The sequence below is a fragment of the Azospirillum sp. TSH100 genome, from assembly GCF_004923295.1.
Lineage (GTDB): Bacteria > Pseudomonadota > Alphaproteobacteria > Azospirillales > Azospirillaceae > Azospirillum.
On the sequence record NZ_CP039634.1, the window covers coordinates 1211235 to 1237315 of the forward strand.

22 protein-coding genes are annotated in these 26081 nt (G+C 67.2%); 7 read left to right on the top strand and 15 right to left on the bottom strand.

Annotated features, from left to right (window positions below; translation table 11 throughout):
• Nucleotides 1-44 precede the first annotated feature (44 nt).
• Nucleotides 45-518, top strand: a complete 474-nt coding sequence (locus E6C72_RS05755) for a ferritin family protein (RefSeq protein ID WP_109865367.1) — start codon at nucleotides 45-47, stop codon at nucleotides 516-518.
• Nucleotides 519-561: 43 nt separating this feature from the next.
• On the opposite strand, the gene E6C72_RS05760 is transcribed toward E6C72_RS05755, so the two are convergent.
• On the bottom strand, nucleotides 562-774 hold the full coding sequence (locus tag E6C72_RS05760) for a hypothetical protein (RefSeq protein ID WP_098740667.1): 213 nt from the start codon (nucleotides 772-774) through the stop codon (nucleotides 562-564).
• Between the two features lie 99 nt (nucleotides 775-873).
• The gene (locus tag E6C72_RS05765) at nucleotides 874-1920 is read right to left on the bottom strand and encodes a hypothetical protein (protein WP_136700677.1); all 1047 of its coding nucleotides are present in this window, start codon (nucleotides 1918-1920) and stop codon (nucleotides 874-876) included.
• A gap of 201 nt (nucleotides 1921-2121) precedes the next feature.
• On the opposite strand from E6C72_RS05765, the gene E6C72_RS05770 reads away from it, so the two are divergent.
• A complete protein-coding gene (locus tag E6C72_RS05770) occupies nucleotides 2122-2538 on the top strand; it encodes an HRDC domain-containing protein (RefSeq protein ID WP_109865365.1) in 417 nt (138 codons plus the stop codon).
• A 273-nt stretch (nucleotides 2539-2811) separates the two neighbouring features.
• Nucleotides 2812-2958: a hypothetical protein gene (locus E6C72_RS05775; protein ID WP_247876153.1), complete on the top strand. Its 147-nt coding sequence runs from the start codon at nucleotides 2812-2814 to the stop codon at nucleotides 2956-2958.
• A gap of 143 nt (nucleotides 2959-3101) precedes the next feature.
• Here the strand turns inward: E6C72_RS05775 and frc are convergent, their stop codons facing one another.
• The 7 genes from frc to mdh all read right to left on the bottom strand — a co-directional run bounded on the left by frc (nucleotide 3102) and on the right by mdh (nucleotide 12975).
• The gene (gene frc / locus E6C72_RS05780) at nucleotides 3102-4352 is read right to left on the bottom strand and encodes a formyl-CoA transferase (RefSeq protein WP_042699748.1); all 1251 of its coding nucleotides are present in this window, start codon (nucleotides 4350-4352) and stop codon (nucleotides 3102-3104) included.
• A 71-nt stretch (nucleotides 4353-4423) separates the two neighbouring features.
• Nucleotides 4424-4909, bottom strand: a complete 486-nt coding sequence (locus E6C72_RS05785) for a PAS domain-containing protein (protein ID WP_109865364.1) — start codon at nucleotides 4907-4909, stop codon at nucleotides 4424-4426.
• Nucleotides 4910-5253: 344 nt separating this feature from the next.
• Nucleotides 5254-6501, bottom strand: a complete 1248-nt coding sequence (odhB, locus tag E6C72_RS05790; protein WP_109865363.1) for a 2-oxoglutarate dehydrogenase complex dihydrolipoyllysine-residue succinyltransferase — start codon at nucleotides 6499-6501, stop codon at nucleotides 5254-5256.
• Nucleotides 6502-6541: 40 nt separating this feature from the next.
• The gene (locus E6C72_RS05795; RefSeq protein WP_109865362.1) at nucleotides 6542-9493 is read right to left on the bottom strand and encodes a 2-oxoglutarate dehydrogenase E1 component; all 2952 of its coding nucleotides are present in this window, start codon (nucleotides 9491-9493) and stop codon (nucleotides 6542-6544) included.
• A gap of 309 nt (nucleotides 9494-9802) precedes the next feature.
• Complete coding sequence (sucD, locus tag E6C72_RS05800; RefSeq protein ID WP_136700679.1) at nucleotides 9803-10678, bottom strand: succinate--CoA ligase subunit alpha; 876 nt, start codon at nucleotides 10676-10678, stop codon at nucleotides 9803-9805.
• A 1-nt stretch (nucleotide 10679) separates the two neighbouring features.
• A complete protein-coding gene (gene sucC / locus E6C72_RS05805; RefSeq protein ID WP_109442835.1) occupies nucleotides 10680-11876 on the bottom strand; it encodes an ADP-forming succinate--CoA ligase subunit beta in 1197 nt (398 codons plus the stop codon).
• A gap of 130 nt (nucleotides 11877-12006) precedes the next feature.
• Nucleotides 12007-12975 carry a malate dehydrogenase gene (gene mdh, locus E6C72_RS05810; RefSeq protein ID WP_042699729.1) on the bottom strand — a complete coding sequence of 323 codons (969 nt, stop codon included), beginning with the start codon at nucleotides 12973-12975 and terminating at the stop codon, nucleotides 12007-12009.
• Nucleotides 12976-13245: 270 nt separating this feature from the next.
• Here mdh and E6C72_RS05815 point away from each other — a divergent pair, with 270 nt between their 5' ends.
• Nucleotides 13246-13740 (top strand): hypothetical protein, encoded by a 495-nt coding sequence (locus E6C72_RS05815; RefSeq protein WP_109442834.1) that lies wholly within the window; start codon nucleotides 13246-13248, stop codon nucleotides 13738-13740.
• Between the two features lie 23 nt (nucleotides 13741-13763).
• On the opposite strand, the gene E6C72_RS05820 is transcribed toward E6C72_RS05815, so the two are convergent.
• The 3 genes from E6C72_RS05820 to E6C72_RS05830 form a co-directional block, all read right to left on the bottom strand.
• Complete coding sequence (locus E6C72_RS05820) at nucleotides 13764-14912, bottom strand: DUF2336 domain-containing protein (protein ID WP_109442833.1); 1149 nt, start codon at nucleotides 14910-14912, stop codon at nucleotides 13764-13766.
• A 218-nt stretch (nucleotides 14913-15130) separates the two neighbouring features.
• Nucleotides 15131-16039, bottom strand: coding sequence for a hypothetical protein (locus E6C72_RS05825; protein WP_109442832.1), 909 nt, complete (start codon nucleotides 16037-16039; stop codon nucleotides 15131-15133).
• A gap of 492 nt (nucleotides 16040-16531) precedes the next feature.
• Nucleotides 16532-18100 carry a lysine--tRNA ligase gene (locus E6C72_RS05830; RefSeq protein WP_109442831.1) on the bottom strand — a complete coding sequence of 523 codons (1569 nt, stop codon included), beginning with the start codon at nucleotides 18098-18100 and terminating at the stop codon, nucleotides 16532-16534.
• Nucleotides 18101-18346: 246 nt separating this feature from the next.
• Here E6C72_RS05830 and E6C72_RS05835 point away from each other — a divergent pair, with 246 nt between their 5' ends.
• From E6C72_RS05835 to E6C72_RS05845, 3 genes are read left to right on the top strand one after another with little or no spacing between them, the layout of a single operon-like run.
• Nucleotides 18347-18670, top strand: a complete 324-nt coding sequence (locus E6C72_RS05835; RefSeq protein WP_109442830.1) for a multidrug efflux SMR transporter — start codon at nucleotides 18347-18349, stop codon at nucleotides 18668-18670.
• Nucleotides 18671-18721: 51 nt separating this feature from the next.
• Nucleotides 18722-19060 (top strand): helix-turn-helix transcriptional regulator, encoded by a 339-nt coding sequence (locus E6C72_RS05840; protein ID WP_109442829.1) that lies wholly within the window; start codon nucleotides 18722-18724, stop codon nucleotides 19058-19060.
• Entirely contained in the window at nucleotides 19057-19539 is a 483-nt protein-coding gene (locus tag E6C72_RS05845) for an SRPBCC family protein (protein WP_109442828.1), read from the top strand. Before E6C72_RS05840 ends, E6C72_RS05845 begins: the two co-directional genes overlap by 4 nt.
• Nucleotides 19540-19542: 3 nt before the next feature.
• Here E6C72_RS05845 and E6C72_RS05850 read toward each other — a convergent pair whose 3' ends face one another.
• The 3 genes from E6C72_RS05850 to secA form a co-directional block, all read right to left on the bottom strand.
• Entirely contained in the window at nucleotides 19543-22302 is a 2760-nt protein-coding gene (locus tag E6C72_RS05850) for an EAL domain-containing protein (protein WP_247875918.1), read from the bottom strand.
• A 106-nt stretch (nucleotides 22303-22408) separates the two neighbouring features.
• Nucleotides 22409-22846: a large conductance mechanosensitive channel protein MscL gene (gene mscL / locus E6C72_RS05855; protein WP_109442827.1), complete on the bottom strand. Its 438-nt coding sequence runs from the start codon at nucleotides 22844-22846 to the stop codon at nucleotides 22409-22411.
• A 102-nt stretch (nucleotides 22847-22948) separates the two neighbouring features.
• A complete protein-coding gene (secA, locus tag E6C72_RS05860) occupies nucleotides 22949-25684 on the bottom strand; it encodes a preprotein translocase subunit SecA (RefSeq protein ID WP_109442826.1) in 2736 nt (911 codons plus the stop codon).
• Nucleotides 25685-26081: the final 397 nt, after the last annotated feature.

Below are 26081 nucleotides of genomic sequence, written 5' to 3' on the forward strand. Positions count from 1 at the left end.
ATGGTTTTGGGGTCGTCGGGCTTCTTCGCACTTCACAGGGATCCATGACCGATATCCACGATGCCGCCCTGTTCCTCGCCCATGCCTGCGCGCTGGAGGAGGACGCCGCCACCCGCTTCTCCGACCTGTCGGAGGCGATGAAGACCTATGGCAACCAGGAGGTCGCGGCCTTCTTCGGCCAGATGGCGAAATTCTCGCGTCTGCATCTGGCCGAGGCGCGGGAACGGTCGGGCTTCCGCAAGATCCCCGATCTGGCGCCGGAAGACTTCCAGTGGCCGGACGGCGACAGCCCGGAAGCGGCCTCGATGGAGGGGTCGCACTATCTGATGACGGTGGAATACGCGCTGGAGCTGGCGCTCGACAGCGAACGGCGCGGGCAGGCCTTCTACGCCGAGGTGGCGAAGACCACCACCGACGCCGAGGTCCGCATGATGGCCGAGGAGTTCGCCGCCGAAGAGGCCGAGCATGTCGCCCAGCTGGAGGTGTGGGCCAAGCGCTATCCGGCGCTGCAGCAGTAAGCGGGCATGTGAGGAAGGGGGCGTTGGCGGCCCCCTTCCCTGGTTACTTTGACAGGGCGGACCAGTCGATCTCGTACACCTTGTCGGCCGGCTGGTAGGTCTTGAAGGCGGCGATCACGTCGTCGACGCTGACGCCGCCCGGCACGTTCTGGATTTCGTAAACGACCGAGCTGCCGCTGGTCGGGCCGACGTCGGCGTTGCGGTGGGCCTGCGAGACCAGCCCTTCGCCGGCCTTCTTGATCATGATGGAAGCCATGCATCCGTCTCCTGTTGCGACTCGCCCGACCACAAAACCATAAACAAAAAGTGGTTTAACCGGAAGGCGGAAAGAACGGGAGATGGTTGCAGTGCGGCATTACGGCAGCGATGCGGCCTCCGTCACCACGGCGCGGCCGGGCATGCGATCCGGCTGGGCGCCGGCCACAGCGCCGGCGATGCCGCCGCTCAGCCAGGCGGAGAAGGCGTTGCGGCCGTTGGCGCTGGCCTGATCGCAGGCGGCGGTGGGAGCGGCGTCCTCATAATCGTCCGGCTCCGCGGCGGCGCTGCCGTAGTTCCACAGCGGCAGGCTGGCGGTCGAGGGCTGGGCGGCCGGTTCGGCGGCCGACGCGGTGGCGATCAGGCTGGGGGCCTGCCGGGCCGGGCGGCTGGAGACTTCGATCAGGGCGACGCGGATGCCGGCGGCCCAGGCGCGGTCGATGAAGGCGCGCACCTGCCGCTCGGTGGCGGTCGAGCCGGTGACGGCGCCCGGCGACCCGCCGGTCAGCCAGGCCGACGGGGTCGGGCCGCAGCCGCGCCGGTATTGCAGCGCCACCTGATCCTGGACGTAGGTCTGGCCGCGATAGAGCCGCAGCAGGCCGTTGCCGTAGCGTTGCAGCTCGTCCACCGGGTTGCGGCTGGCGGTCAGCAGGTTGCGGTCGAGCAGGATCAGCGTCGGCTTCACCGCGATCAGCCGGTCGAGCAGCGGCTCGAAGTCGGCGAACTGGGCCTGCCGGTGGACGATGCGCAGGAACTCCAGTCTGGGCACCCCGCGCTCGGCGGCGATCTTCGCCATGCCGGGCTCGTCCAGCGTGGCGTCGCGCAGGGCAGTGTCGCCCAGCGCCACCACCAGCACCGAATCGGGGGTGCGCGCCGCCCGCTCGGCAACCGCATTGATGCGGTTCAGGTTGTACCAGGCGAAGGGCTGGTCGTAGAGCAGGGAGCCGGTCCACAGCACTCCGAGCGCCGCCAGCCCGGCCAGAGCCAGCGGCACCAGCAGCACTCCGGTTGCCGCCATCCACCAGCGCCGCCGGCCCTGTCGCGGTGTCGCGGCGGTGGCGGTATCCGCGGCATGGGCAGGGAGGGAGTGCGGTTCCGGCTGGGGCTGTGGCTGGGGCTGTGGCTCCTGCGGGGCGAGATCGGACATCGGGCGTCTCCGGGCGTGCTGCGGCTACTCCCACAACGCGCGGGGGAGGCGAATCGACACACGGTAATTGGGGGTATCCCCAAGGTCCCGGAGCACCTCCGTCGCAGGGTCCCGGTTTGCCGAACGCGCCATTTCTGTGTAGGCTCCGACCACGGAGGACGGCCTTACAGCAGGGTTGGCCCCTTACAAAAGGGTTGGGCGATGAGCACCGAGATCCGCACCTTCACCATTCCCGATGCCGCCGCCGACGAGGCGCAGGCGCAGCTGTCCGCCTTCCTGCGGACGGTCGAGGTCCAGCGCATCGAAACCGCCTATGCCGACGGGGCGTGGCGCGTGCTGGTGCTGTTCACCGATCTCCGCCGCAAGGAGGAGTCGCAGCAGATCGAGGCGGCCATCGCCGCCGCGCTGAACGGCTGGCGCGACAAGGCCGCCACCCAGGCCGGGGTGACCCGCGACGCCATCCTGGCTGACGATCTGGTGCAGGAGATCGCCCGCTTCGCCCCGACGACGGAGCATGAGCTGTCGATCATCGTCAACGCCCGTGGCCAGACGACATCCTCCTTCGGCGGCGAGATCGTGCAGGTGGTGCGCTCGACGCTGGACCTGCTGATCGACTGACCCTGCTGATCGACTGGCGGGACTTCCACCGGGAGGCGGCCTATCCGATTCGGCAAGGCCGGCCACAGCCAAAGGCTGTGCTGTTGCTGCCGTAAGCGTTGGTTGGTTCGGGCGGACTGGTATGCCAGGATGCACCCTTCACTGGCACCGGTGGGTGGGGTGGTTGTGGCTTCCAAGGATCATCCGAAACGACGTGGCGCAGGGCCGGTCATTGCCGGGGCGGATGCGGCCGAGCCGGACATCACTTGGACCACGGTCCCGGATTATCGGAAGATGGCGCACGAACTCGCCCAGCTGGGGGCGGAGGCCGCGCAGCGTGCCCGCATGACCGGCGACGGCCATTACGACCGGCTGGCGCGGACGCTGACCAACCGGGCGGGCGAGATCCTGAACGATCTGGAGCGCAGCGGGAAGATTTGATGGCCGGGGCATCGGCCGGGGTGGCGGATGCGGAAATGGAAACGGCGCCCTTGTGGGGCGCCGTTTCGTGCTTTCGGGGGGGGCTGATTGCCCCCACCCCACCCTCCTCCGCTGGGCAAAGGAGGGTCAGGATGGGACGGGGATCAGACCACCTTGGCGTCGTGCATGGCGGCGATCTGGTCCTTGTTGTAGCCGAGCTGGGCCAGAACCTCGTCGGTGTGCTCGCCGAGCAGCGGGGAGCCGGTGACCTCGACCGTCATGTCGGAGAACTTGATCGGGCTGCCCACCGTCAGGTACTTGCCGCGCACCTTGTGGTCGACCTCCACCACCGTGCCGCTGGCGCGCAGCGACGGGTCGTTGGCGATCTCCTTCATCGACAGCACCGGCGAGCACGGGATGTCGTACTTGCGCAGGATGTCGACGGCCTCGAACTTGGTCTTGTCCTTCAGCCAATCCTCGATGATCGCGAAGATGTCGAAGATCTTGTCCTGACGCGCCTCGGCGGTGTTGTAGGCCGGGTCGTCGATCCACTCCTCGCGGCCCAGCGCCTTGCAGATCGGCGCCCAGGCGTGGCCCTGGATGGTGAAGTAGATGTAGGCGTTGGGATCGGTCTCCCAGCCCTTGCACTTCAGCACCCAACCCGGCTGGCCGCCGCCGCCGGCATTGCCGCCGCGCGGAACCACGTCGGTGAACTTGCCGTGCGGGTACTGCGGGTATTCCTCCAGGTAGCCGACGCGGTCCAGGCGCTGCTGGTCGCGCAGCTTGACGCGGCAGAGGTTCAGGACGCTGTCCTGCATCGACACGGCGACCTTCTGGCCCTTGCCGGTCTTGGTGCGGGCCATCAGCGCGGTCAGGATGCCGATGGCGAGGTGCATGCCGGTGTTGCTGTCGCCGAGGGCGGCGGCGGACACGGTCGGCGGGCCGTCCCAGAAGCCGGTGGTCGAGGCGGCACCGCCGGCGCACTGGGCGACGTTCTCATAGACCTTCAGGTCCTGGTAATGGTGGCCGTCGCTGAAGCCCTTGACCGAGGCGACGATCATGCCGGGGTTCAGCTCGCGGATCTTGTCCCAGCTGAAGCCCATGCGGTCGAGCGCGCCGGGGCCGAAATTCTCGACCAGAACGTCGGATTCCTTGATCAGACGGGTCAGGACCTCCTTGCCCTCGGCCGTCTTGGTGTCCAGCGTCAGGGAGCGCTTGTTGCTGTTCAGCATGGTGAAATAGAGCGCGTCGGCGCCCGGGATGTCACGCAGCTGGCTGCGGGTGACGTCGCCGGCACCCGGACGTTCGACCTTGATCACGTCCGCGCCGTACCAGGCCAGAAGCTGGGTGCAGGCGGGGCCGGCCTGCACATGGGTGAAGTCGATGATCTTGATGCCTTCGAGCGGCTTGGTCATGACTGCAACACTCCCTTATTTCGCGTTGTTTCAGTTCGTCTCTTGGATTTGCTCAAAAGTCCGCGCGGCACTCAGCCGGCCGCCGCCACGCCTGCTTGGGTGGCGGCTTGGGCGGCGGCTTCCAGTTCGCTGAGGCGGCGGCGCAATGTCCGTTCTTCGGTCCAGCGGGCGGTTTCGTCCCGCACCACGGCGACGATCCCGGTCACCGCACCGTCGGTCCCGCGCAAAAGCGCGACGGTGAAGGCGATCGACAGGCTGTGCCCATCCTTGTGGACCGCCGGAACCCGAAGCAGGTCATGGCCGTAGCGGGTCTCGCCGGTGGCCATGGTCTTTTCATACCCATCCCAATGACGCTGGCGCTGGCGTTCCGGAATGATGATGTCGAGCGACTTGCCCATCGCCTCGTCGGCGGTGAAGCCGAACATCCGCTCCGCCGCCGCGTTCCACAGGGTGATGGCCCCGGCCGCATCGGACACGATGACGGCATCGCCGATCACCGCCACCAGCTGCCCGCAATCCACAACCGCGGGCGAACCCGCTGCTGCTTTCTCGTCCATGTCGATCTCCTTGGCGTCCGCCCCCTCTTGGATTGGGCGCCGGGGGAGCCGGTGCGGCGATGGCCCGTAAACCGCCGTCGCACTGACATTATCGATACGGTATACCAGATACCGTATCTCTGGCAAGAGGATTTGAGCGGGCTGCGGACTGTTGTTTGCGCGAACCTTTTGGGGGCAGGTATCCCCTCTCCCGGGGGGAGAGGGAGATTCTTCGGGGGAGTGCGTGCCAAAAGAAAAAGGGCGCCTTGCGGCGCCCCTTCAGGGTTCCAAGGGCAGTGCCCTTGGCGGCCGGGTCAAGGGAGGGGCGGAGCCCTCCCTTGCCTCGTTAAGCCCGTTATCTCGGATCAGACGTCCAGCAGCAGGCGGCGCGGATCCTCGATCAGCTCCTTGATGCGGACGAGGAAGGTGACCGCCTCCTTGCCGTCGATGATGCGGTGGTCGTAGGACAGCGCCAGATACATCATCGGGCGGACCTCGATCTTGCCGCCGACAACGACCGCGCGGTCCATCGTCTTGTGCATGCCAAGGATGGCCGACTGCGGCGGGTTGATGATCGGGGTCGACATCAGCGAGCCGTAGACACCACCGTTGGAGATGGTGAAGGTGCCACCGGTCAGTTCGTCCATCGACAGCTTGCCGTCGCGGCCCTTCTTGCCGAGGGCGGCGATGGTGCCCTCGACGCCGGCGAAGTCCAGCTTGTCGGCGTCGCGCACCACCGGAACCACCAGACCCTGCGGCGTGCCGACGGCGACGCCGATGTCATAGTAGTTCTTGTAAACGATGTCGGTCCCGTCGATCTCGGCGTTGACGGCCGGGATCTCCTTGAGGGCCTGGACGGCGGCCTTGACGAAGAAGGACATGAAGCCGAGCCGCACCTTGTGGCGCTTCTCGAAATAGTCCTTGTACTCGGCGCGCAGAGCGATCGCGGCCGACATGTCCACCTCGTTGAAGGTGGTCAGCATGGCGGCGCTGTTCTGGGCCTCCTTCAGGCGCTCGGCGATGCGCTGGCGCAGGCGGGTCATGCGGACGCGCTCTTCCTGGGCGGCGCGGGGACGGTCGCCCTGGGTGCCGGCGGCCCACACCATCTTCGGCGCCGGGGCCGGAGCGGCCGGCTTGGCGGCCGGGGCGGGGGCGGCCAGAACGTCGCCCTTGGTCACGCGGCCATCCTTGCCCGAACCGGCGATGGACGAGCCGTCGATGCCCTTCTCATCGGCCAGCTTGCGGGCGGCCGGGCCGGAAGCGGCCAGGTTGCCCGGGGTGGCGGCAGCCGGGGCAGCGGCCGGGGCCGGTGCGGCTGCCGGAGCCGGAGCGGCGGCGGGCGCCGGAGCAGCCGCCGGGGCGGCGCCGGCGCTGGCACCCTCGTTGATGACGCCCAGCAGGGCGCCGACCTCGACGTTCGCCCCTTCCGGAGCGACGATCTCGGCCAGCACGCCGGCGGCCGACGCATTCACCTCAAGCGTGACCTTGTCGGTCTCCAGCTCGACCAGCGCCTCGTCCATGGCGACGGCCTCGCCGGCCTTCTTCAGCCAGCGGGCGACCGTCGCTTCGGAGACGGACTCACCCAGCGTGGGGACCTTGATTTCGGTAGCCATTTCTTATCCTCGTTCGTCTTCTTGTTCGCTTGGGTGAGGGTCAGCGGACCGTCAGGGCTTCGTCCAGGAGCTTGGCCTGCTCCTTGTTGTGGCGCTTCAGCAGGCCGGTCGCCGGCGAGGCGGTGGCCGGACGGCCGACGTAGGAGGGACGGCCGGCCTTGTGGCCGAGATCCTTCAGCACGGCTTCCAGACGGCGGTCGGCGAAGAACCAGCCACCCTGGTTTTCCGGCTCTTCCTGGCACCAGACCAGTTCGGCGTTCGGATACTTGGCGAACTCGGCCGCCAGGGCATCCGCCGGGAACGGGTAGAGCTGCTCCAGGCGGATCAGCACCACGTCCTTGATGCCGCGGCTCATGCGCTCCTGCAGCAGGTCGTAATAGACCTTGCCGGAGCTGACGACGATGCGACGGATCTTGTCGTTGGCGGCCAGATCGTTGGCGGTCTCGCCCAGCACGCGGTGGAAGCTGGTGCCCGGGCCCATCTCCGACAGGTCGGAGATGCAGAGCTTGTGGCGCAGCAGCGACTTCGGCGTGAACAGGACCAGCGGCTTGCGGAAGCTGCGGCGGATCTGGCGGCGGAAGACGTGGAACAGGTTGGCCGGCGTCGTCACATTGCAGATCTGCCAGTTGTCCTCGGCGCACATCTGCAGGAAGCGTTCCGGACGGGCCGACGAGTGTTCCGGACCCTGGCCCTCGTAGCCGTGCGGCAGCAGCATCACCAGGCCGGACATGCGCAGCCACTTGGACTCGCCCGACGAGATGAACTGGTCGATGATGGTCTGCGCGGTGTTGGCGAAATCGCCGAACTGCGCTTCCCACAGGACCAGATTGTGCGGCTCGGCCAGCGAATAGCCGTACTCGTAGCCGACGACCGCGGCCTCCGACAGCGGGCTGTCATGGACCTCGAAGGTCGCCTGATCCTTGCTGACGTGGCAGAGCGGGATGTACTTCTCTTCGGTGTTCTGGTCGTACATCACCGCGTGGCGATGCGAGAAGGTGCCGCGGCCGGAATCCTGGCCCGACAGGCGGACACCGGTGCCCTCGGCGACCAGCGTGCCGTAGGCCAGCGCCTCGGCGGTCGCCCAGTCGATGCCTTCGCCGGTCTCCAGCGTCTTCTTCTTGGCTTCCAGCTGGCGCGCGATCTTGGAGTTGATCGCGAAGTCCTTCGGGTACTCGCAGAGCTTGAAGCCGATCTGCTTCAGCGTGTCGATCTCCACGCCGGTCTCGCCGCGGTGGGCGGTGTTGGCGCCCTGCGCCTCCAGCCCGGCCCACTTGCCTTCCAGCCAGTCGGCCTTGTTCGGCTTGTAGGTGCTGGACGCCTCGAACTCACCCTCCAGCTTCTTCATGAAGTCCTGGGTGATCTGGTCGCCCTCGGCCTGGGTGATGACGTTCTCGCTCACCAGCTGCTTGGCATACAGCTCGCGCGTGGTCGCGTGGGCGCGGATCTTCTTGTACATCAGCGGCTGGGTGAAGCCCGGCTCGTCGCCCTCGTTGTGACCGTGGCGGCGGTAGCAGACCATGTCGATCACGACGTCCCGCTTGAACTTCTGGCGGAACTCGATGGCGATGCGGCTGACATGGACGACGGCTTCGGGATCGTCGCCGTTCACGTGGAAGATCGGCGCCTGCACCATCTTGGCCATGTCGGAGCAGTACACGCCCGACCGCGAATAGGTCGGGTTGGTGGTGAAGCCGATCTGGTTGTTGATGATGAAGTGCATGGTGCCGCCGGTGCGGTAGCCGCGCAGCTCCGACAGGCCCAGCGTCTCGGCCACGATGCCCTGGCCGGCGAAGGCGGCGTCGCCGTGGATCAGCACGCCCATCACCTGCTCGCGCTCCAGGTCGCGGCGCTGCTGCTGCTTGGCGCGCACCTTGCCCAGCACGACCGGGTTGACCCATTCCAGGTGGGACGGGTTGGCGGTCAGCGACAGGTGGACGATGTTGCCGTTGAAGTCGCGGTCCGACGAGGTGCCGAGGTGGTACTTCACGTCGCCGGAGCCCTGGACGTCCTCCGGGCTCGACGGGTTGCCCTGGAACTCCGAGAAGACGGCGGAGAAGGGCTTGCCCATGAAGTTGGTCAGCACGTTCAGACGGCCGCGGTGGGCCATGCCGACCACCACTTCCTTGAGGCCGAGCTGGCCGCCGCGCTTCAGGATCTGCTCCAGCGCGGGGATCATCGACTCGCCGCCCTCAAGGCCGAAGCGCTTGGTGCCGGTGTATTTCAGCTGCAGGAACTTCTCGAAGCCCTCGGCGGCGGTCAGACGCTCCAGGATGGCGCGCTTGCCGTTCACCGTGAAGTCGGTGTGGTTGCGGCCGCCCTCGATGCGCTCCTGGATCCAGGCCTTCTCTTCCGGATCCTGGATGTGCATGAACTCGACGCCGATCGTCCCGCAATAGGTCTTGTGCAGGATGTCGAGGATCTGGCGCAGCGTCGCCGTTTCCAGGCCGAGCGAGTAGTTCAGGAAGATCGGCCGGTCGAGGTCGTCCGGGCCGAAGCCGTAGGTCGCCGGATCCAGTTCCGGGTGCGGTTCGCGCTTCTCAAGACCCAGCGGGTCGAAATGCGCGTTCATGTGGCCGCGGACGCGGAAGACGCGGATCAGCATCAGGGCGCGGATGCTGTCCAGCGTGGCGGCGCGCAGCTGCTGGTGGCTGATGCCGCCATAGACCTGCTGGGTGTGGGCCAGCATGGCGCCGTTGCCGGGGCCGTTCAGCGCGGCGGCGGCACCGTTGGCCGCACCGTTGGGGGCGCTGACGATGAAGCTCTCGGCGACCGGGTCGCGCTTGGCCTTGGGGTCCTCCAGATCGGACACGGTCCAGGACGCGCCGCGCAGCTCGTCCAGGACGGCGCGCGAATCCTCGTCCAGATCCTGGAAGAAGCTGTTCCAGCTGGGATCGACGGCGGCCGGGTTGGACAGGTAGCTGGCGTAGAGTTCGGCGACGTAACCGGCGTTCGAGCCGAAGAGGAACGAGGTCTGTTCCAGATTTGCCGACATGGTTTCACCTCGGGCCGTGCGCCCGATTCCCTGTGGGAGATGATCGCGAGTGATGAAGGGGGCGGGGGATCGTTGGATACCCATGTGCAAGAACCGGCGAGGGGGGCCGGTGGGGTGCGGACTGGGATGCGAGGAGCACCGCCGACGCTTGCATATGGGTTCCCAGGATCATCCGTCCAAGAGGATGGGTCCGAAGGGGCGGCGGGCGGGGCACCGCAGCGTCCCGCCCGTCAACCTCTTCAAGAGGCGTCCTCTTTTCAAAGGCAGCCGGCCGCGGGCGTCACCGGTCGAGGTGACGCCCGCAGGCGATCAGCCCTTGAACACCTTCAGCATGGTGGAGCCCAGGCTGGCGGGGCTGTCGGCGACGGCGATGCCGACCGACTTCATGAAGTCGATCTTGAAGTCGGCGGTGTCGTTGCCGCCGGAGATCACCGCACCGGCATGGCCCATGCGGCGGCCCGGAGGCGCCGTGCGGCCGGCGATGAAGCCGACGACCGGCTTCTTCGTGCCCGACGCCTTGATGAACTCGGCGCCGCGGACTTCGGCGTCGCCGCCGATCTCGCCGATCATGATGATGCCCTCGGTCTCCGGGTCCTTCACGAACAGCTCCAGGCTGTCGACGAAGTTGGTGCCGTTGACCGGATCGCCGCCGATGCCGATGCAGGTGGTCTGGCCGAGACCGGCCGCCGTGGTCTGCGCCACCGCCTCATAGGTCAGCGTGCCGGAGCGCGAGACGATGCCGATCTTGCCGCGCTTGTGGATGTGGCCCGGCATGATGCCGATCTTGCACTCGTCCGGCGTGATGATGCCGGGGCAGTTCGGGCCGATCAGGCGGGTCTTGGAGCCGTCGAGCGCGCGCTTGACGCGGACCATGTCCAGCACCGGGATGCCTTCGGTGATGCAGACCACCAGCGGGATCCCGGCGTCGATCGCTTCCAGGATCGCGTCGGCCGCAAACGGCGGCGGCACGTAGATCACGGAGGCGTTGGCGCCGGTCTTCTCGACCGCCTCGGCGACGGTGTCGAAGATCGGCAGGTCGAGGTGCTTGGCGCCGCCCTTACCCGGCGTGACGCCGCCGACCATCTTGGTGCCGTAGGCGATCGCCTGCTCGGAGTGGAAGGTGCCCTGGGCTCCGGTGAAGCCCTGGCAGATCACCTTCGTGTTCTTGTCGACGAGAACAGCCATGTTACGCGGCCTCCTTCACGGCCTTGACCACCTTCTCGGCGGCATCGGCGAGGTTGTCGGCCGAGAGGATCGGCAGGCCGGATTCGGCCAGGATCTTCTTGCCCAGATCGACGTTGGTGCCTTCCAGGCGCACCACCAGCGGAACGTGCAGGTGCACTTCGCGCGCCGCGGCGACCACGCCCTCGGCGATCACGTCGCAGCGCATGATGCCGCCGAAGATGTTGACCAGGATGCCTTCGACGTTGCTGTCGGACAGGATCAGCTTGAAGGCCGCGGTGACGCGCTCCTTCGTGGCGCCGCCGCCGACGTCGAGGAAGTTGGCCGGCTCGCCGCCATACAGCTTGATGATGTCCATGGTGGCCATCGCCAGACCGGCGCCGTTCACCATGCAGCCGATGTTGCCGTCGAGCTTGACGTAGTTGAGGCTGTGCTTGGCCGCCTCGATCTCCGCCGGATCCTCTTCGGCCTCGTCGCGCAGCTCTTCGACGTCCTTGTGGCGGAACAGCGCGTTGTCGTCGAAGTTCATCTTGGCGTCGAGCGCCAGGATGTCGCCCGCGCCGGTGACGATCAGCGGGTTGATCTCGACGATGGCGCAGTCCAGATCCACGAAGGCCTTGTAGGCGGCCTGGATGAACTTGGCGGCGGCACCGACCTGCTTGCCTTCCAGGCCCAGCGCGAAGGCCACCTTGCGGGTGTGGTAGCCCTGGATGCCGGTGGCCGGGTCGACGGCGACCTTGACGATCTTCTCGGGCGTGTTGTGGGCGACCTCCTCGATCTCCATGCCGCCTTCGGTCGAGGCCATGATCGTCACGCGGCCGGTGGCGCGGTCGATCAGCATGCCGAGATACAGCTCGCGCTTGATGTCGGCGCCTTCCTCGATGTAGAGGCGCTTCACCTCGCGGCCTTCCGCGCCGGTCTGCTTCGTCACGAGGACGCTGTTCAGCATCTCGGCGGCGTTCTTGCCGACGTCCTCGATGGACTTGACGACGCGGACGCCGCCCTTGCCCTCGGGGTTGTTCTTGAAGCGGCCGGCGCCGCGGCCGCCGGCATGGATCTGGGACTTCACGACCCAGACCGGACCGCCCAGCTCGCGGGCGACCGTCTCGGCCTCCTGCGGGGTGTAGGCAACGCCGCCGCGGGGAACCGCGACGCCGTACTTCTTCAGCAGGCTTTTCGCCTGGTACTCATGGATGTTCATCGGGCGTCCATCTGTTTTTTGTTTCGGCTGACGAGAACGGGTCGACTGAAGGACAAGACGGGCGCACCACCGGCGTCCACCCGGCCCGGATATGGACCGGGTGGACGCCGGGGACCGCGCGATCCGTTTCTTAGGAAGCGGCCTTCTCGGCGTCCAGCTTCTTGACGACGTCGACCAGCGTCTTCACCGCATCGACGGAGTTCTGGAACATCGCCTTCTCTTCGTCGTTCAGCTCGATCTCGATGATCTTCTCGACGCCGCCGGCGCCGATGATCGTCGGGACGCCGACGTAGAGGTCGTCCTGGCCATACTGGCCGCTCAGGTGGGCGGCGACCGGCAGGACGCGCTTCTGGTCCTTGAGGTAGGACTCGGCCATCTGGATGGCGGAGGCGGCCGGGGCGTAGAAGGCCGAGCCGGTCTTCAGCAGCTTGACGATCTCGGCACCGCCGTCACGGGTGCGCTGAACGATGGCGTCCAGCTTCTCCTGCGTGGTCCAGCCCATCTTGACCAGATCGGGCAGCGGGATGCCGGCGACGGTGGAGTAGCGCACCAGCGGGACCATCGTGTCGCCGTGGCCGCCCAGCACGAAGGCGGTGACGTCCTCGACCGAGACGTTGAACTCCTCGGCCAGGAAGTAGCGGAAGCGGGCCGAGTCGAGCACGCCGGCCATGCCGACCACGCGCTCCGGCGGCAGGCCGGAGGCCTGCTGCAGCACCCACACCATCACGTCGAGCGGGTTGGTGATGACGATGACGAAGGCGTTCGGGGCATACTTGCCGATGGCTTCGCCGACGGTCTTGCAGACGCCGCTGTTGATGCCGATCAGGTCGTCGCGGCTCATGCCCGGCTTGCGCGGGATGCCGGCGGTGACGATGACGACGTCGGCGCCCTCGATGACCGAATAGTCGTTGCCGCCGGTCAGGCTGGCGTTGAAGCCCTCGACCGGGGAGGTTTCGGCGAGATCCAGCGCCTTGCCGGCCGGCATGCCTTCGGCGATGTCGAACAGGACGACGTCGCCCAGTTCCTTCTGAGCAGCGAGCAGAGCCAGCGTGCCGCCAATCTGGCCGGCGCCGACGAGCGCAATCTTCTTGCGAGCCATGGAGCGTTCCCTAAAACGTTTGAGCGTCCCCCATTCAGCGGGAGACTAGAACCGTTGGTCATTCTAACGTCTTAGGGATCCAGCGCCCCGAGATTTCGGAAGCGTAGGTAGCGCGTTTTGTCGCGGAGGGCAAGCATGACCGCAAGCGGAGCATTGCAGCGTTGCGTCGCACCCCCGATGATCCTTTCCAAACGCCGGAGCGTTCGGCTTTATACGTATGGTTCGCGTCCGGTCCCTACCTTGTTCAAAGATGGTCGAAGGAGAGCGCAGATGGCCAAGCTCGTGGCCCGTTTCATTCCCGGTCTGACCATGTCCCTGGCGCTTGCTGCCGGCATCGCCGGTGCCCTGTCCGCCGGTGGTGCCCAGGCCCAGACGGTCGGCGACTACACCGCCGCCATCGCCGCCGCCCCGATCACCGACGCGGTGGCGGCCCCCAGCGTCGCCTATTGCCAGACGCTGACCAACTACGTCTACACCTCGATCCCCGACAACCAGCGCGCCAGCTGGGTGCTGCCGCTGGTGACGCTGGACGGCTCGCAGTCGGCGGAACTGACCGCCAAGCGCGACGCCTGCCTGAAGGTGCGCCAGCAGGCGCTGATCGCCTTCGACGCCGGCACCGGCGAGCAGATCGTCACCCCGGCCGAGGCGATGGAAGGCCCGACCGACCGCGGCCCCTATTACAAGGAGGTCTCGCCCGACACCCCGGTTCCGCACACCGGCCGCGCCACGCCGCGCCAGCCGATGCCGCGCGGCGGCGTGCAGTAAGGCTCAACGGCAAGGCTGAGCAGTCAGGGCCCGATGCCGTAGCGTTCCAGGTGGCGGGCCATCTCGGCGGAGGACAGCGGGAAGCCGCTGCCCTGCCGGGCGTTCAGCATGGCGCGCGGGTGGATGCCGGCGGCGCGCGCCTGGATCTGCATGGCGCAGCGCATCGACAGGCCGGCGCGCCAGACCAGGGCGGTGACCGCCTGCGGATCGTGGGCGTCGAGGATGAGCTCCACCACCTCCGGCGCCACGCGGGCGCGCAACGTCAGCGCGGCCCGCACGAAGCCCGTCTCGTTCCATGACATCGCGTCGCTGAGCGCCGTCTCGTCCAGCTTGCCCTGCCGGTGCAGGCGGACGGCGCGGCGTTCCGGCGATTCGGCTGCTTCCGGCGCCTCGGCCCAGTCGATGCGGCGGCGGGTGGTGGCGGCGATCTCCGCCACCGTGGCGTCGTCGAGATCGGCACGGCGGCGCAGCGCCTCGACCACCGCCAGATCGACGAAATCGGCCAGCCGCAGCGCCAGCCGGCGGGGCAGGGCGGGGCGGCGGGCCAGCTTCTCCCGCCAGTCGGGATGGTGGGCGGACTGTTCCACCAGCCTGTCGAGCGTCGGTTCGGCGATCACCGCCCCGCTGTTGTCGAGCAGGATGCCGGTCGCCTCGGCATGGCCGCTGCCGGCGATGGCGTCGGACAGGGCGGCGCCGATGCTGTGGCGCCGGGCGATGGCCGACAGCGCCCAGCCGGCCGGCGCCGCGGCGACGATGTCGAGCAGTTCCTCGTCGCCGAGCGCAACACAGCAGCGCAGCACCGGCTCCGCCACCGACCGTTCGACGTCGCGCGCCAGCGTCGCCACCACCGATGGCGGGGCGCAGGCGATGTCCTTGATCGCCGTCGCCAGCGCCTCGCGCACGCGGACGATGTGGTCGCGGGCCAACTGCTCCAGCGCGCGCACGGCGACCGTGCTGACGGTGTCGGCGCCGCCCGGCGGAAGGTCGGGCAGCAGCCGGCACAGCTTGCGGGCCAGTGTGGAGCGCACGTTGGCATCGCCCATGCCGGCCAGCCGCGATTCGACCAGCACGTCGCCGACCTGTCGGGCGATGCCGCGGCCTGGGTGGGGGCGGCCTGGCTGGGGAGCGGGAGTTGGTTCAGGCGGGGGCGACTCGGCGAACAGATAGTCCATCAACTCGGGCGCGACGCCGCACTCCGACTCCGGCGGGAGACGGGGAGAGGGGCGGGACGGGGAGCGCCGGGCTGTCACCGGACCTGAAGCCTTGTGGTTGTGCCGCATCCGGGATGGGGCAGCGGTGGTGGGATCATGCGGTCCATCGAAACGCCCCCCTGGTTAACGGCCTCCTAATTCGACAGCAGCCCCGCCTGTGACATCCTGTCTGGTTGCGGTCAGCGCCGCTTGGCCGCCGGGGTGCTGCCCAGCATGCTGCGCTGCGCAAGCATCGGGCGCGGCATCTGCCGGCCGCCCAGCACGCGGACTGGCATGGATTGTTCCTGCCGGTGCTTGTCGAACTGGTCGAAGATGCGCAGCAGCGCCTCCGCCGTGCCCTCGCCATACTGGATGTCGGTGCGGGCACGGCCCAGTTCGGTGCGCAGCCCGTCGCGCAGCCGGCCGAACAGCGCGTCGAACAATGCCTGGAAATGCTCCTCGGCGAAGACGAAATGGCGATCGCGCAGCTGGTCGGTCATCCGCCGGATGAAGGTCTGGCGCTGCTGGTGGAACTGGCGGAAGCGCAGCATCACCCGGATGAAGGGCGTGTCGGCCAGCACCGCCAGCGTTTCCTCATGCGCCAGCCGGTTCCAGACCTCGGCGTCGCGGTCGGTGCCGAGGCGGTTGAACAGGGCGATGACGCTGGCGTTCATCGCCTCCCATTCCTTCTCGTAGAAGAGCGCGGTCAGGGTCGATTGCAGGCCGGGAACGATCACCTGGGGAAAGCTGGCGCCGGTGATCGGATCCATGCGGTCGGGCAGGCTGGCGCGCAGCGCCGACACCATCAGGCGGGTGACGAAATCGCGCCGGCGTCCGCCGGCCTCGATCTGCGGGGGTTCCTCCCCCCCGGTCCCGCAACCGTTGCCGCAGCCGCCGCAGGAACCCGCCGTACAGGATTGGCAGATCGAGGCGAACAGCGGCAGCACGGCCGGCCAATGCGCCATCATCAGCCCCATCGCGCGGGTGAACTCCTCGCGCGAAAGGGCGCCCTTGGCGGTGAATTGCGGCTCCAGCGCCTCCTGAAAGGTGCTGACCAGAGCCTGCGCCGTGCGATGATGACGTTCGAACGGCGGCGGATCGGCGGTCATCCCACGCCCTCCCTCCCGATGCATCCCAGCCCGCCGGCCACTCCGGCCGGTCGCGATTACCGGAACAATTTGTCCGGTATTTTATCGATCTTGGCTGTGATGGCCGTCACAGTGAGGCGATGGCAGTGCCGCAGGGCAAAAAAAGGGCCGCGACCCAAGCGGGCGCGGCCTTTAGTCTAGGGAGGAAACGCACTGCAAAATGCAGTAACGAGGCGGAGTTTAAGCCTGCTGTCGTGTTAGCGGTACCACCCTTTTCGAATTGGTGCGGTGCGACGACCGCATAACGCGGTATGGAATATCGTTTGGTCTGCCCAACAGGTGGGCGGAAAGGCAGTTTTCTGCCTTTTTCAAGGGCAACAGCTCGGTCGCGGGTCAGACGGACGATCGAATGCGAAAATCGTCGCGCCCTTGAATGTTCGCAAACGAAAAAGGGGGGCGTCTCGCGACGGCCCCCTTTGCTCGTTCCAATTCGGTCAAATGAGGAAAGGCGCGTCAGGCCGTCAGCTTCCCGCGGATCAGCGCCTTGGTCTCGTCGATGCCGTAGAGCTGGATGAAGGAGCCCATGCGCGGACCGGTGGTCTGGCCCAGCAGCACCTCGTACAGCGCCTGGAACCACGCCCTCAGCTCGGTGAAGCCGTGGGCCTTGCCCACCTCGAACACCTCGTTCTGGATGGTGTCGGCGCGGGAGTCGGCCGGCAGGCCGTCCAGCTTGGCAAGCAGATCCTGCAAGGCGGCGCGCTCGGCGTCGGTGGGGGCGCGGAACCGCTTGGTCGGCTTCACCTGATCCTGATAGTAGCGCACGGCATAGCCGACCATGCTGTCGAGGAAGGGGCTGTTCTCCGGCGTCGCCTCGGGGGCGTAGCGGCGGATGAAGCCCCACATGGCGTCCTTGGTCTCGGCATTGGCCGCGCCGGCCAGATTGAGCAGCAGGTTGAACGACACGTCGGAGCGCACCGCCGGCGGCTCTCCGTTGTGGATGTGCCAGGCGGGGTTCTCCAGCTTCTTCGCCGGCTCCTCGCCATGGACCTTGTCGACGAAGGTCAGATACTCGTCGACGGCGCGCGGGATGACATCGAAATACAGGCGCTTGGCCGACTTCGGCTTCTGGAACATGTAGAGGGCGAGGCTTTCCTGCGGCGCATAGGCCAGCCACTCCTCCATCGTCAGGCCGTTGCCCTTCGACTTGGAGATCTTCTGGCCCTTGTCGTCGAGGAACAGTTCATAGTTGAACCCCTCCGGCGGGGTGCCGCCGAGGATCCTGCAGATCTTGCCGGCCAGCTCGGCCGACGGGATCAGGTCCTTGCCGTACATCTCGTAATCGACGCCGAGGCCGAACCAGCGCATGCCCCAGTCGGGTTTCCACTGCAGTTTCACGTGGCCGCCGGTGACCGGCAGCTCGACCTTCTTCCCGTCCTCGTCCTCGAAGACGATGGTGCCGGCATCGACGTCGCGCTCCAGCATCGGCACCTGGAGAACCCGGCCGGTCGAGGGGGAGATCGGCAGGAAGGGGCTGTAGGTCGCCTGACGCTCGGCGCCGAGGGTGGGCAGCATCACCGCCATCACCTCGTCGTAATGGCGCAGGATGCCGAGCAGCGCCTCGTCGAAGCGGCCGGACTTGTACCAGTCGGTGGAGGACTGGAACTCGTACTCGAAGCCGAAGCTGTCGAGGAAGGCGCGCAGCCGGGCGTTGTTGTGGGCGCCGAAGCTGTCGTGGGTGCCGAAGGGATCGGGCACCTGGGTCAGCGGCTTGCCCAGGTTGGCCGCCACCATCTCCTTGTTGGGGATGTTGTCGGGGACCTTGCGCAGCCCGTCCATGTCGTCCGAGAAGCAGAACAGCTTGGTCGGAATGTCGCTCATGGTCTGGAAGGCGTGGCGCACCATGCTGGTGCGCGCCACCTCGCCGAAGGTGCCGAGATGCGGCAGGCCCGACGGGCCATAGCCGGTCTCGAACAGGACATAGCCTTTGGCGGGCGGCGCTTTCGCGAAGCGCGCGACCAGTTTGCGCGCCTCCTCGAACGGCCATGCCTTCGCCTGCAACGCCAGATCCCGTTCGCCGGTCATCGTCGGACCCTTTCGAAACCACAAGGATAAAGTTGGGAATGAGGGCAAAGACCCTAGGGCCGGCTGGGCGTGGCGTCAACCTTGGGTGTCCGGCGTGGATGTCCAGTGTGGGTATTTGGCGTGGGTCTCTCCGGCGTGGCCGCCTGGCGGGGGAGGTCTTTGGTGGGGCTTGCGGCACCCGTTCGCCCGGTCCATCCTGCGCGCCCCGCGGGATCGGCCTTGCGGGGGTTGGCGGGGTTTGGGGCGATGAGCTGGCTGTATCTGGTGGTGGCGATCCTGTTCGAGGTCGTCGGCACGTCGGCGATGAAGATGTCGGACGGCATGACGCGGCTGGGTCCGGCGGCGGTCGTGGTGCTGTGCTACGGCATCGCCTTCCTTCTGCTGGCCAAGGCGCTGCGCACCATCGAGGTCGGCATCGCCTATGCCATCTGGTCGGCGGCCGGCACGGCGGCCATCGCCGCCATCGGCGTGTTCGTGTTCGGCGAATCGCTGACGGTGGCGAAGGTGGTCGGCATCGCCCTGATCGTCGCCGGGGTGGTCAGCCTGCATATGGCGAGCGGGGCGGCCTGACGGCGATAGTTAGGTGTTGACCTAAGTGTTTTTCCCCGATAGGGTGCCGTCATGGATGCGGCACTCGATTTGACGTTCCGTGCGCTGGCGGATCCCACGCGGCGGGCGGTTGTCCAGGCGCTCGGGCGTGGCCCGGCGTCGGTCGGCGATCTTGCGAAACCCTTCGACATGGCTCTGCCCAGTTTTCTCCAGCACCTGAAGATGCTGGAGGAGAGCGGCCTCGTCGAAACGCGGAAGGTCGGCCGGGTGCGCACCTGCACGCTGAAGCCGGAGGCGCTGGCGGCTGCCGAAAGCTGGCTGGAAGCCCAGCGGAGCCTCTGGAGCAAGCGGCTCGACCAACTGGACAGCCTCGTGCTGGACCTGAACCGACGGGAGGACGGGACACCATGACCGCTTACCGCGCAGCGGCTTTCAATCCGCAACTCGACCTTGAACTGAAGCGCGAGGTCGGGGTTCCGCCACATCTGGTCTGGCGGGCCTGGACCGAACCGGAGCTGCTGATGAAGTGGTTCACGCCGGCTCCCTGGCGGACCACGGCCTGCGAGATCAACCTGCGGCCCGGCGGCAAGTTCCGCACGGTGATGGAGGGGCCGAACGGCGAAAGGAACGACAGCACCGGCTGCGTCCTGGCCGTGGAGCCGGAACGGCTGCTGGTCTTCACCGACGCGCTGGGGCCGGACTACCGCCCCACCGGCGGCGGATTCATGACCGCATCGGTCACCATCGAGCCGACGGCGGCCGGTACGCTCTACACCGCCATCGCCTTCCACAAGGACGAGGCGGCGAAGACGCAGCACGAGGAGATGGGCTTCCACCATGGCTGGGGCGCCGCTCTCGACCAGCTGGTCGCCCTGGTGAAGGGGCTGTAGGGCCTAAACACCCACCCTGAACGGGTTCACCTGCCGGGCGGCGCGCTCCACCGCCTCGGCAGGGCCGGGGCGGCCGAGATAATAGCCCTGGGCGACATCGCAGTTCAGCGCGCGCAGGGCCTCCAGCGTCTCGGCGTCCTCCACCCCTTCCGCCACAGCGGTCAGGTTCAGGCTGTGCGCCATCTGGATGACGGCGGCGGTGATCTTGGCACTGTCGTGGCTGCGGGTCAGGTCGGCGACGAAGCCGCGGTCGATCTTCAGCTTGTCCACCGCCAGACGGCCGATGTAGGACAGGTTGGAATAGCCGGTGCCGAAATCGTCGATCGACACCTGTACGCCCATCGCCTTGATCCGGCGCAGATTGTCCATCACCACTTCGGTGTTCTGGATCAGCATCGATTCGGTCAGCTCCAGCTCCAGCAGCAGCGGGTCCAGCCCGCTTTCGGCCAGCGCCCGCGTCACCGTGCGGACGAGGTCGCTGCGCTGGAGTTGCAGGGCCGACAGGTTGACCGCCACCGACAGCGACAGCCCTTCGGCGCGCCACTGCGCCGCCTGCCGGCAGGCCTCCGTCAGCACCCAGGCGCCGATCGGCACGATCAGGCCGCTGTCCTCGGCGATCGGGATGAAGTCGCCGGGCGGCACCATGCCCTTTTCCGGGTGGTTCCAGCGCACCAGCGCCTCCGCACCGGTCACGGCACCGGTCTCCAGGCTGACCTGCGGCTGGTAATGGATCAGGAACTCCCCCCGTTCCAGCGCGCGGCGCAGGCCGCTGCGGGTGGACAGGTGGGCCACCGCCTCGGCGTTCATCGCCTCGGCATAGAAGCGGTGGGTGTCGCGGCCGGCCGTCTTGGCATGGTGGAGGGCGGTGTCGGCGTTCTTCAGCAGGGTGGCGAAATCCTTGCCGTCGGCGGGGGCCAGCGCCACGCCCGACGACAGGGTCAGGGTCAGCTCATGCCCGTCGACCTGGAAGGGCTCGGCCATCGCCTCGTGCAGGGAGGCGACGGTTTCCACCACCGAATCGATGTCCGGCTGGCCGGACAGCAGCAGGATGAACTCGTCGCCGCCGCCCCGGCTGACCGTATCGGTTTCACGCACCGCCGCCTTCAGCCGGTCCGCCACCGCGCGCAGCAGGGCGTCGCCGACGGCGTGGCCGAGGCTGTCGTTAACCGTCTTGAAGCGGTCCAGGCCGCAGGCGACCAGCGCCACCAATCGGCCGTTGCGCTCCGACCGGGCCAGCGCCTGTTCGGTGCGGTCCTGCACCAGCACACGGTTCGGCAGCAGGGTCAGCGCGTCGTGGCGCGACAGATACTCCATGCGCTCCTGCGCCGCCTTGCGTTCGGTGATGTCGCGAATGAGAACCAGCACCCGGCGGTCGTTGCCGTCGATGATGGCCCGCCGCATGCTGACCTCCGCCCAGAACAGTGAGCCATCCAGCCGCCGGGCATGCCATTCGATCAGCTGCGGCTCCCCGCCGCCGGCCTTGCGGCGCCAGTCCGCCGCCACCTCCGCCGTGTAGGGCGGGTCGCCCGAACTGAGCATGCCGACATCGATGTCCGACAGCGGCACATCGCCCACCCGGTACATCTCCTTCATCCGGCGGTTCACCTCCAGGATGGCGCCGCTGTCCAGATCATGGATGACGATGGCGTCGTTGACGCTGTCGAAGATGGTGCGGACGCGCTCCTCGCTGGCGGTCAGTGCCGCGACCGCGGTGCGCAGGCTCTCGGTCTTGCTTTCCACCTGCCGGCGCAGCAGCAGGCCCCAGACCAGCGCGCCGATCCCCAGCACGGTCAGGCCGGCGAGCAGCTTGATCAGCAGGTCCATCACCTGGGGGCTGACCATGCCGGTCAGGCGGCGGCCGACCCAGCGTTCCTCGATCGCCTTGCGTTCTTCGGGCGTGATGCGGGCGAAGCCGTCGGCGATCTGGCGAAACAGCGCGGTGTTGCCCTTGTGGACCGCCCAGTGCAGTTCGCCGGTGTAAAGCGGCTCGGTGTAGCGGAAACGCCCCTGCACCCCGCGCTTGGTCATGTAATAGCGGGCAGAGGGGTCGTCCATGCAGAAGACCCGCGTGTCCTGGCGGGCGGCGGCGTCGACCATCGCCTCGAAGCCGGGATAGCGCTGGAAGGCGGTGATGCCCTGGTCGGTCAGCCATTCGATGCAGAAATCGCCGTCCTTCACCCCGACCGTGAAGGCGCGCAGCGAGTCCACCCCGGTGATGCCGCTGAGGTCGGCGCTGAACCAGATCGGCACGTCGACGCGGGCATAGGGCTTGGAGAAGTCGTAGAGCAGGTCGCGGGCGCTGTTGCGGAAGATGGTCTCGATGACGTCGGCACCGCCGTTGTCCATGGTCTGCCGGGCGAGCCCCCAGTCGAGGGGAATCAGGCGGACCGGGACGCCGGTCTTCTGCGACCACAGCGCCCACAGATCCTTCACGATGCCGACATGGCTGCCGTCGGGCATGTGGAAGCTGTAGGGCGGGTAATTGTTGTCGAGCGTCACCCGGATTTCGGTCGGACGCGGTCCGCCGTCCGGAACGGCGGCCGGCGCTGGGGTGTTGATCGCCGCCGCCGGATCGCCGGTCAGAAGCGCCAGCAGCAGGATCGTCAGCATCCGCGAGATCGCGGTCCGCGCGGTGCGGATCGCGGTGCGGATCATCGGGGCGCTCATGGGGGCGCCCCGGCGGGGACGGTCGGGGGACGGCGCGTGGCGGACATGGACATGGCCCTTGCCGAGGTCATGGACAGCGCAGGCGTGTGAGGCCATCACTCCGCCATCGCCAGCTTGCCCAAGAGGGTAACCCGTTCGACGCGCAGCGGCAACGAAGGGTTCTTACGAGCCTGTGACAAGCTCCCGCGTTGATGGAAAATGGTCAGCGGGTACGGTTGATGGGCGGGTGTCCGGCCTGAGCGCGCAGGGCGTCGCGGATTTCCTCCAGCAGCTGTTCCTGCCGCGGCGGGGTCTTGGGCGTTTCCCTGTGCAGGATGTGCAGCCGGTTGACCTGCCGGACGATCAGGAACAGCGCGCCCGAGACGATCAGGAAATTGATGCAGGCGTTGATGAAGCGGCCGTAATTGACGGTGGCCGCCCCCGCCGCCTCGGCCGCCTGGAGCGAGTCGTAATGGCCGCCGGACAGGCTGAGGAAATAGTTTGAGAAGTCGATGCCGCCCATGATCCAGCCGATCGGCGGCATCAGGATGTCCTTGACCAGGGAATTGACGATCCCGGTGAAGGCGGCGCCAATGATGATGCCGACCGCCAGTTCCACGACATTGCCGCGGCTGATGAACTTCTTGAATTCTTCAAGCATGACGTCCCGCTTCTCCGTGGTGATGGATGGGAAACGGGACGGGAAGAGGTTGGTTTCACTGCAAGGGTGGGGACGCCGGCAGGCGTCCCCACTGACCGATCCTTAGGCCATGCGCCCGTGGCAGTGTTTGAACTTCTTGCCCGACCCGCAGGGGCAGGCGGCGTTGCGCGGGGTGTTCTCCATCACCTCGGCCGGCAGGGGCTGGTCCTCCGGCGTGCCGGCGAGCGTGGATGCGCGGACCATGCCGTCCGGCAGGGCTTCGCCATCGCCAGCCCCCATGGCGGCCATCGCCAGCGCCGGGTCCATGCGGCCCTCGTGCATCTCCTGCATCTGGCGGGCGAACAGCTCCTCCTGCGACGGCGCCATGCGGATTTCGACATGCATCAGGATGGTGGTGACCTGCTCGCGCAGGGCCATCAGCATGCTGTCGAACAGCTCGAAGGCCTCGCGCTTGTATTCGTTCAGCGGATCCTTCTGGGCGTAGGCGCGCAGGTTGATGCCCTGGCGCAGATGGTCGAGCTGGAGGAGGTGGTCCTTCCATTCCTGGTCCAGGATCTGGAGCAGGATGCTCTTCTCGACATGCCGCATCGTCTCGGCGCCGTAGGCCTCCTCCTTGTCCGCATATTTGCGGTCGGCGGCCTCGCGCACGCGCTCCTCGATCTCCGGCTCGGCGATGCCCTCTTCCTTGGCCCACTCATGGACCGGCAGATCCATGCCGAGCACGCGGTTGACCGCCTCGTGCAGGCCGTCGATGTCCCACTGCTCGGAGTAGCTGTTGGCCGGAATCGCGGTCGACACCATGTTGGCGATGATCTGGTGGCGCATCTCGCGGATTTCCTCCGCGATGTCCTCGCTCTCCATCACCTCGTGGCGCTGCTCATAGACGACCTTGCGCTGGTCATTCATGACGTTGTCGAACTTCAGCAGGTTCTTGCGGACCTCGAAATGGTGCGCCTCGACCTTCTGCTGCGCCTTTTCCAACGCCTTGTTGATCCAGGGATGGATGATCGCCTCGCCCTCCTTCAGGCCGAGACGCTGGAGCATGCTGTCCATCCGTTCCGACCCGAAGATGCGCATCAGGTCGTCTTCCAGCGACAGGAAGAACTTCGAGGTGCCGGGATCGCCCTGGCGGCCGGAGCGGCCGCGCAGCTGGTTGTCGATGCGGCGGCTCTCGTGCCGCTCGGTGCCGATGACGTAAAGGCCGCCGGCCTGCTTGACCTTCTCGCGCGCCTCGGCGATCTCGGCCTCGATCTGGGCAATGCGGGCGTCGCGCTCCGGACCTTCCGGAACGTCGGCCAGCTCGACCTCGATCCGCATCTGGAGATTGCCGCCGAGCTGGATGTCGGTGCCGCGGCCCGCCATGTTGGTGGCGACCGTCACCGCGCCGGCGCGGCCGGCCTGCGCCACGATGTAGGCTTCCTGCTCGTGGTGGCGGGCGTTCAGGACGTTGTGCGGGATGCCGCGCTTCGTCAGCAGCTCCGACAGCAGTTCCGACTTCTCGATCGAGGTGGTGCCGACCAGCACCGGCTGGCCGCGCTTGCGCGCGTCCTCGATCAGGTCGGTCATAGCGTGGTACTTCTCCGCCGCGGTGCGATAGACCTCGTCGTCATGGTCGATGCGCTTGACCGGGACGTTGGTCGGCATGTCGACCACTTCCAGCCCGTAAATCTCGCCGAACTCAGCCGCTTCGGTCAGGGCGGTGCCGGTCATGCCGGCCAGCTTCGGATAGATGCGGAAATAATTCTGGAAGGTGATGGAGGCCAGCGTCTGGTTCTCGCGCTGGATCGTCACCTTCTCCTTGGCTTCCAGCGCCTGGTGCAGGCCTTCGGAGAAGCGGCGGCCTTCCATCATGCGGCCGGTGAACTCGTCGATGATGACGACCTTGTCGTCCTTGACGATGTAGTCCTTGTCGCGCTGGAACAGCATGTGGGCGCGCAGCGCCTGCTGCGAATGGTGGACCAGCGCCACATTCTGGATGTCGTAGAGACCGCCCGACTTCAGCAGCCCGGCTTCGCTGAGCAGCTGCTCCATATGCTCCTGACCGGCCTCGGTGAAGCTGACGGAGCGGTGCTTCTCGTCCTTCTCGTAATCCTCAGGAACCAGCATCGGGATCAGCCGGTCGACCTGGACATACATCTCCGACGAATCGGTCGACGGGCCGGAGATGATCAGCGGCGTGCGCGCCTCGTCGATCAGGATCGAGTCGACCTCGTCGACGATGGCGAAGTTGAAGGGCCGCTGGACCAGCTCCTCCAGCCGGAACTTCATGTTGTCGCGCAGATAGTCGAAGCCGAACTCGTTGTTCGTGCCGTAGGTGATGTCGGCGGCATAGGCGGCGCGCCGCTCGTCGTCGTCCAGCCCATGGACGATGCAGCCGGTCGACAGCCCGAGGAAGCCGTAGACCCGCGCCATCCAGCCGCTGTCGCGCGAGGCGAGGTAGTCGTTCACGGTGACGACATGGACGCCCTTGCCTTCCAGCGCGTTCAGGTAGACGGCCAGCGTGGCGACCAGGGTCTTGCCTTCGCCGGTGCGCATCTCGGCGATCTTGCCGCTGTGCAGCACCATGCCGCCCATCAGCTGCACGTCGAAATGGCGCTGGCCCAGCACGCGCTTGGCCGCCTCGCGCACGGTGGCGAAGGCATCCGGCAGGATGTCGTCCAGCGTCTCGCCCTTGGCCAGCCGCTCGCGCAGCCAGTCGGTGCGACCCTTCAGCTGGTCGTCCGACAGCGCGGCGACCGACGGCTCCAGCGCGTTGATCTGAGCGACGGTCTTGTGCAGCGCCTTGACCGCGCGCGTGTTGGCGGTGCCGAAAATCTTGCGGGCGAGAGCGCCGAACATGAAAACCTCGGGAGTAAAGCGGAATGTGGGCCAGCCTATCGACGGGTCTCACATAGGACTATGGCAAGGCCCTGTCAACGAGACCGGGCCGGCGGGGGCATCGTTGCGGCATTTGCGCAGGCGGCTGGATGGGGTCTGCCATGACCGTTTGATGAATTCGCGTCCAGAAAGCGCCGTGGCGGTTGGCTGGCGCCGGTGAGGGCTGGTATCCCCTGCGCAGGTGCACAGCTATAGGGCGGTTGCCGCAGCACGGGACAATGGGGACCCTTGCCCCGCGCGGCTCAGCCATGCTTAATCCCCTGCGGAATCGGGCGCGGAGCGGCGGATGGCTCCGATGCCGCAGACCATGCGAAACGGGCGCCGGCCCATCGGCCGCCCATTTGTTGCGAAGCATCCG

Bases quoted from the DNA above. Each gene is read 5' to 3' on its own strand.
- odhB (WP_109865363.1), bottom strand. From the start codon at position 6,501: ATGGCTACCGAAATCAAGGTCCCCACGCTGGGTGAGTCCGTCTCCGAA.
- E6C72_RS05770 (WP_109865365.1), top strand. From the start codon at position 2,122: ATGAGCACCGAGATCCGCACCTTCACCATTCCCGATGCCGCCGCCGAC.
- E6C72_RS05765 (WP_136700677.1), bottom strand. From the start codon at position 1,920: ATGTCCGATCTCGCCCCGCAGGAGCCACAGCCCCAGCCACAGCCCCAG.
- E6C72_RS05775 (WP_247876153.1), top strand. From the start codon at position 2,812: ATGGCGCACGAACTCGCCCAGCTGGGGGCGGAGGCCGCGCAGCGTGCC.
- E6C72_RS05815 (WP_109442834.1), top strand. From the start codon at position 13,246: ATGGCCAAGCTCGTGGCCCGTTTCATTCCCGGTCTGACCATGTCCCTG.
- sucD (WP_136700679.1), bottom strand. From the start codon at position 10,678: ATGGCTGTTCTCGTCGACAAGAACACGAAGGTGATCTGCCAGGGCTTC.
- E6C72_RS05785 (WP_109865364.1), bottom strand. From the start codon at position 4,909: ATGGACGAGAAAGCAGCAGCGGGTTCGCCCGCGGTTGTGGATTGCGGG.
- E6C72_RS05845 (WP_109442828.1), top strand. From the start codon at position 19,057: ATGACCGCTTACCGCGCAGCGGCTTTCAATCCGCAACTCGACCTTGAA.
- E6C72_RS05820 (WP_109442833.1), bottom strand. From the start codon at position 14,912: ATGGACTATCTGTTCGCCGAGTCGCCCCCGCCTGAACCAACTCCCGCT.
- E6C72_RS05760 (WP_098740667.1), bottom strand. From the start codon at position 774: ATGGCTTCCATCATGATCAAGAAGGCCGGCGAAGGGCTGGTCTCGCAG.
- mscL (WP_109442827.1), bottom strand. From the start codon at position 22,846: ATGCTTGAAGAATTCAAGAAGTTCATCAGCCGCGGCAATGTCGTGGAA.
- E6C72_RS05830 (WP_109442831.1), bottom strand. From the start codon at position 18,100: ATGACCGGCGAACGGGATCTGGCGTTGCAGGCGAAGGCATGGCCGTTC.
- sucC (WP_109442835.1), bottom strand. From the start codon at position 11,876: ATGAACATCCATGAGTACCAGGCGAAAAGCCTGCTGAAGAAGTACGGC.
- frc (WP_042699748.1), bottom strand. From the start codon at position 4,352: ATGACCAAGCCGCTCGAAGGCATCAAGATCATCGACTTCACCCATGTG.
- E6C72_RS05835 (WP_109442830.1), top strand. From the start codon at position 18,347: ATGAGCTGGCTGTATCTGGTGGTGGCGATCCTGTTCGAGGTCGTCGGC.
- E6C72_RS05850 (WP_247875918.1), bottom strand. From the start codon at position 22,302: ATGGCCTCACACGCCTGCGCTGTCCATGACCTCGGCAAGGGCCATGTC.
- E6C72_RS05825 (WP_109442832.1), bottom strand. From the start codon at position 16,039: ATGACCGCCGATCCGCCGCCGTTCGAACGTCATCATCGCACGGCGCAG.
- E6C72_RS05795 (WP_109865362.1), bottom strand. From the start codon at position 9,493: ATGTCGGCAAATCTGGAACAGACCTCGTTCCTCTTCGGCTCGAACGCC.
- mdh (WP_042699729.1), bottom strand. From the start codon at position 12,975: ATGGCTCGCAAGAAGATTGCGCTCGTCGGCGCCGGCCAGATTGGCGGC.
- secA (WP_109442826.1), bottom strand. From the start codon at position 25,684: ATGTTCGGCGCTCTCGCCCGCAAGATTTTCGGCACCGCCAACACGCGC.
- E6C72_RS05840 (WP_109442829.1), top strand. From the start codon at position 18,722: ATGGATGCGGCACTCGATTTGACGTTCCGTGCGCTGGCGGATCCCACG.
- E6C72_RS05755 (WP_109865367.1), top strand. From the start codon at position 45: ATGACCGATATCCACGATGCCGCCCTGTTCCTCGCCCATGCCTGCGCG.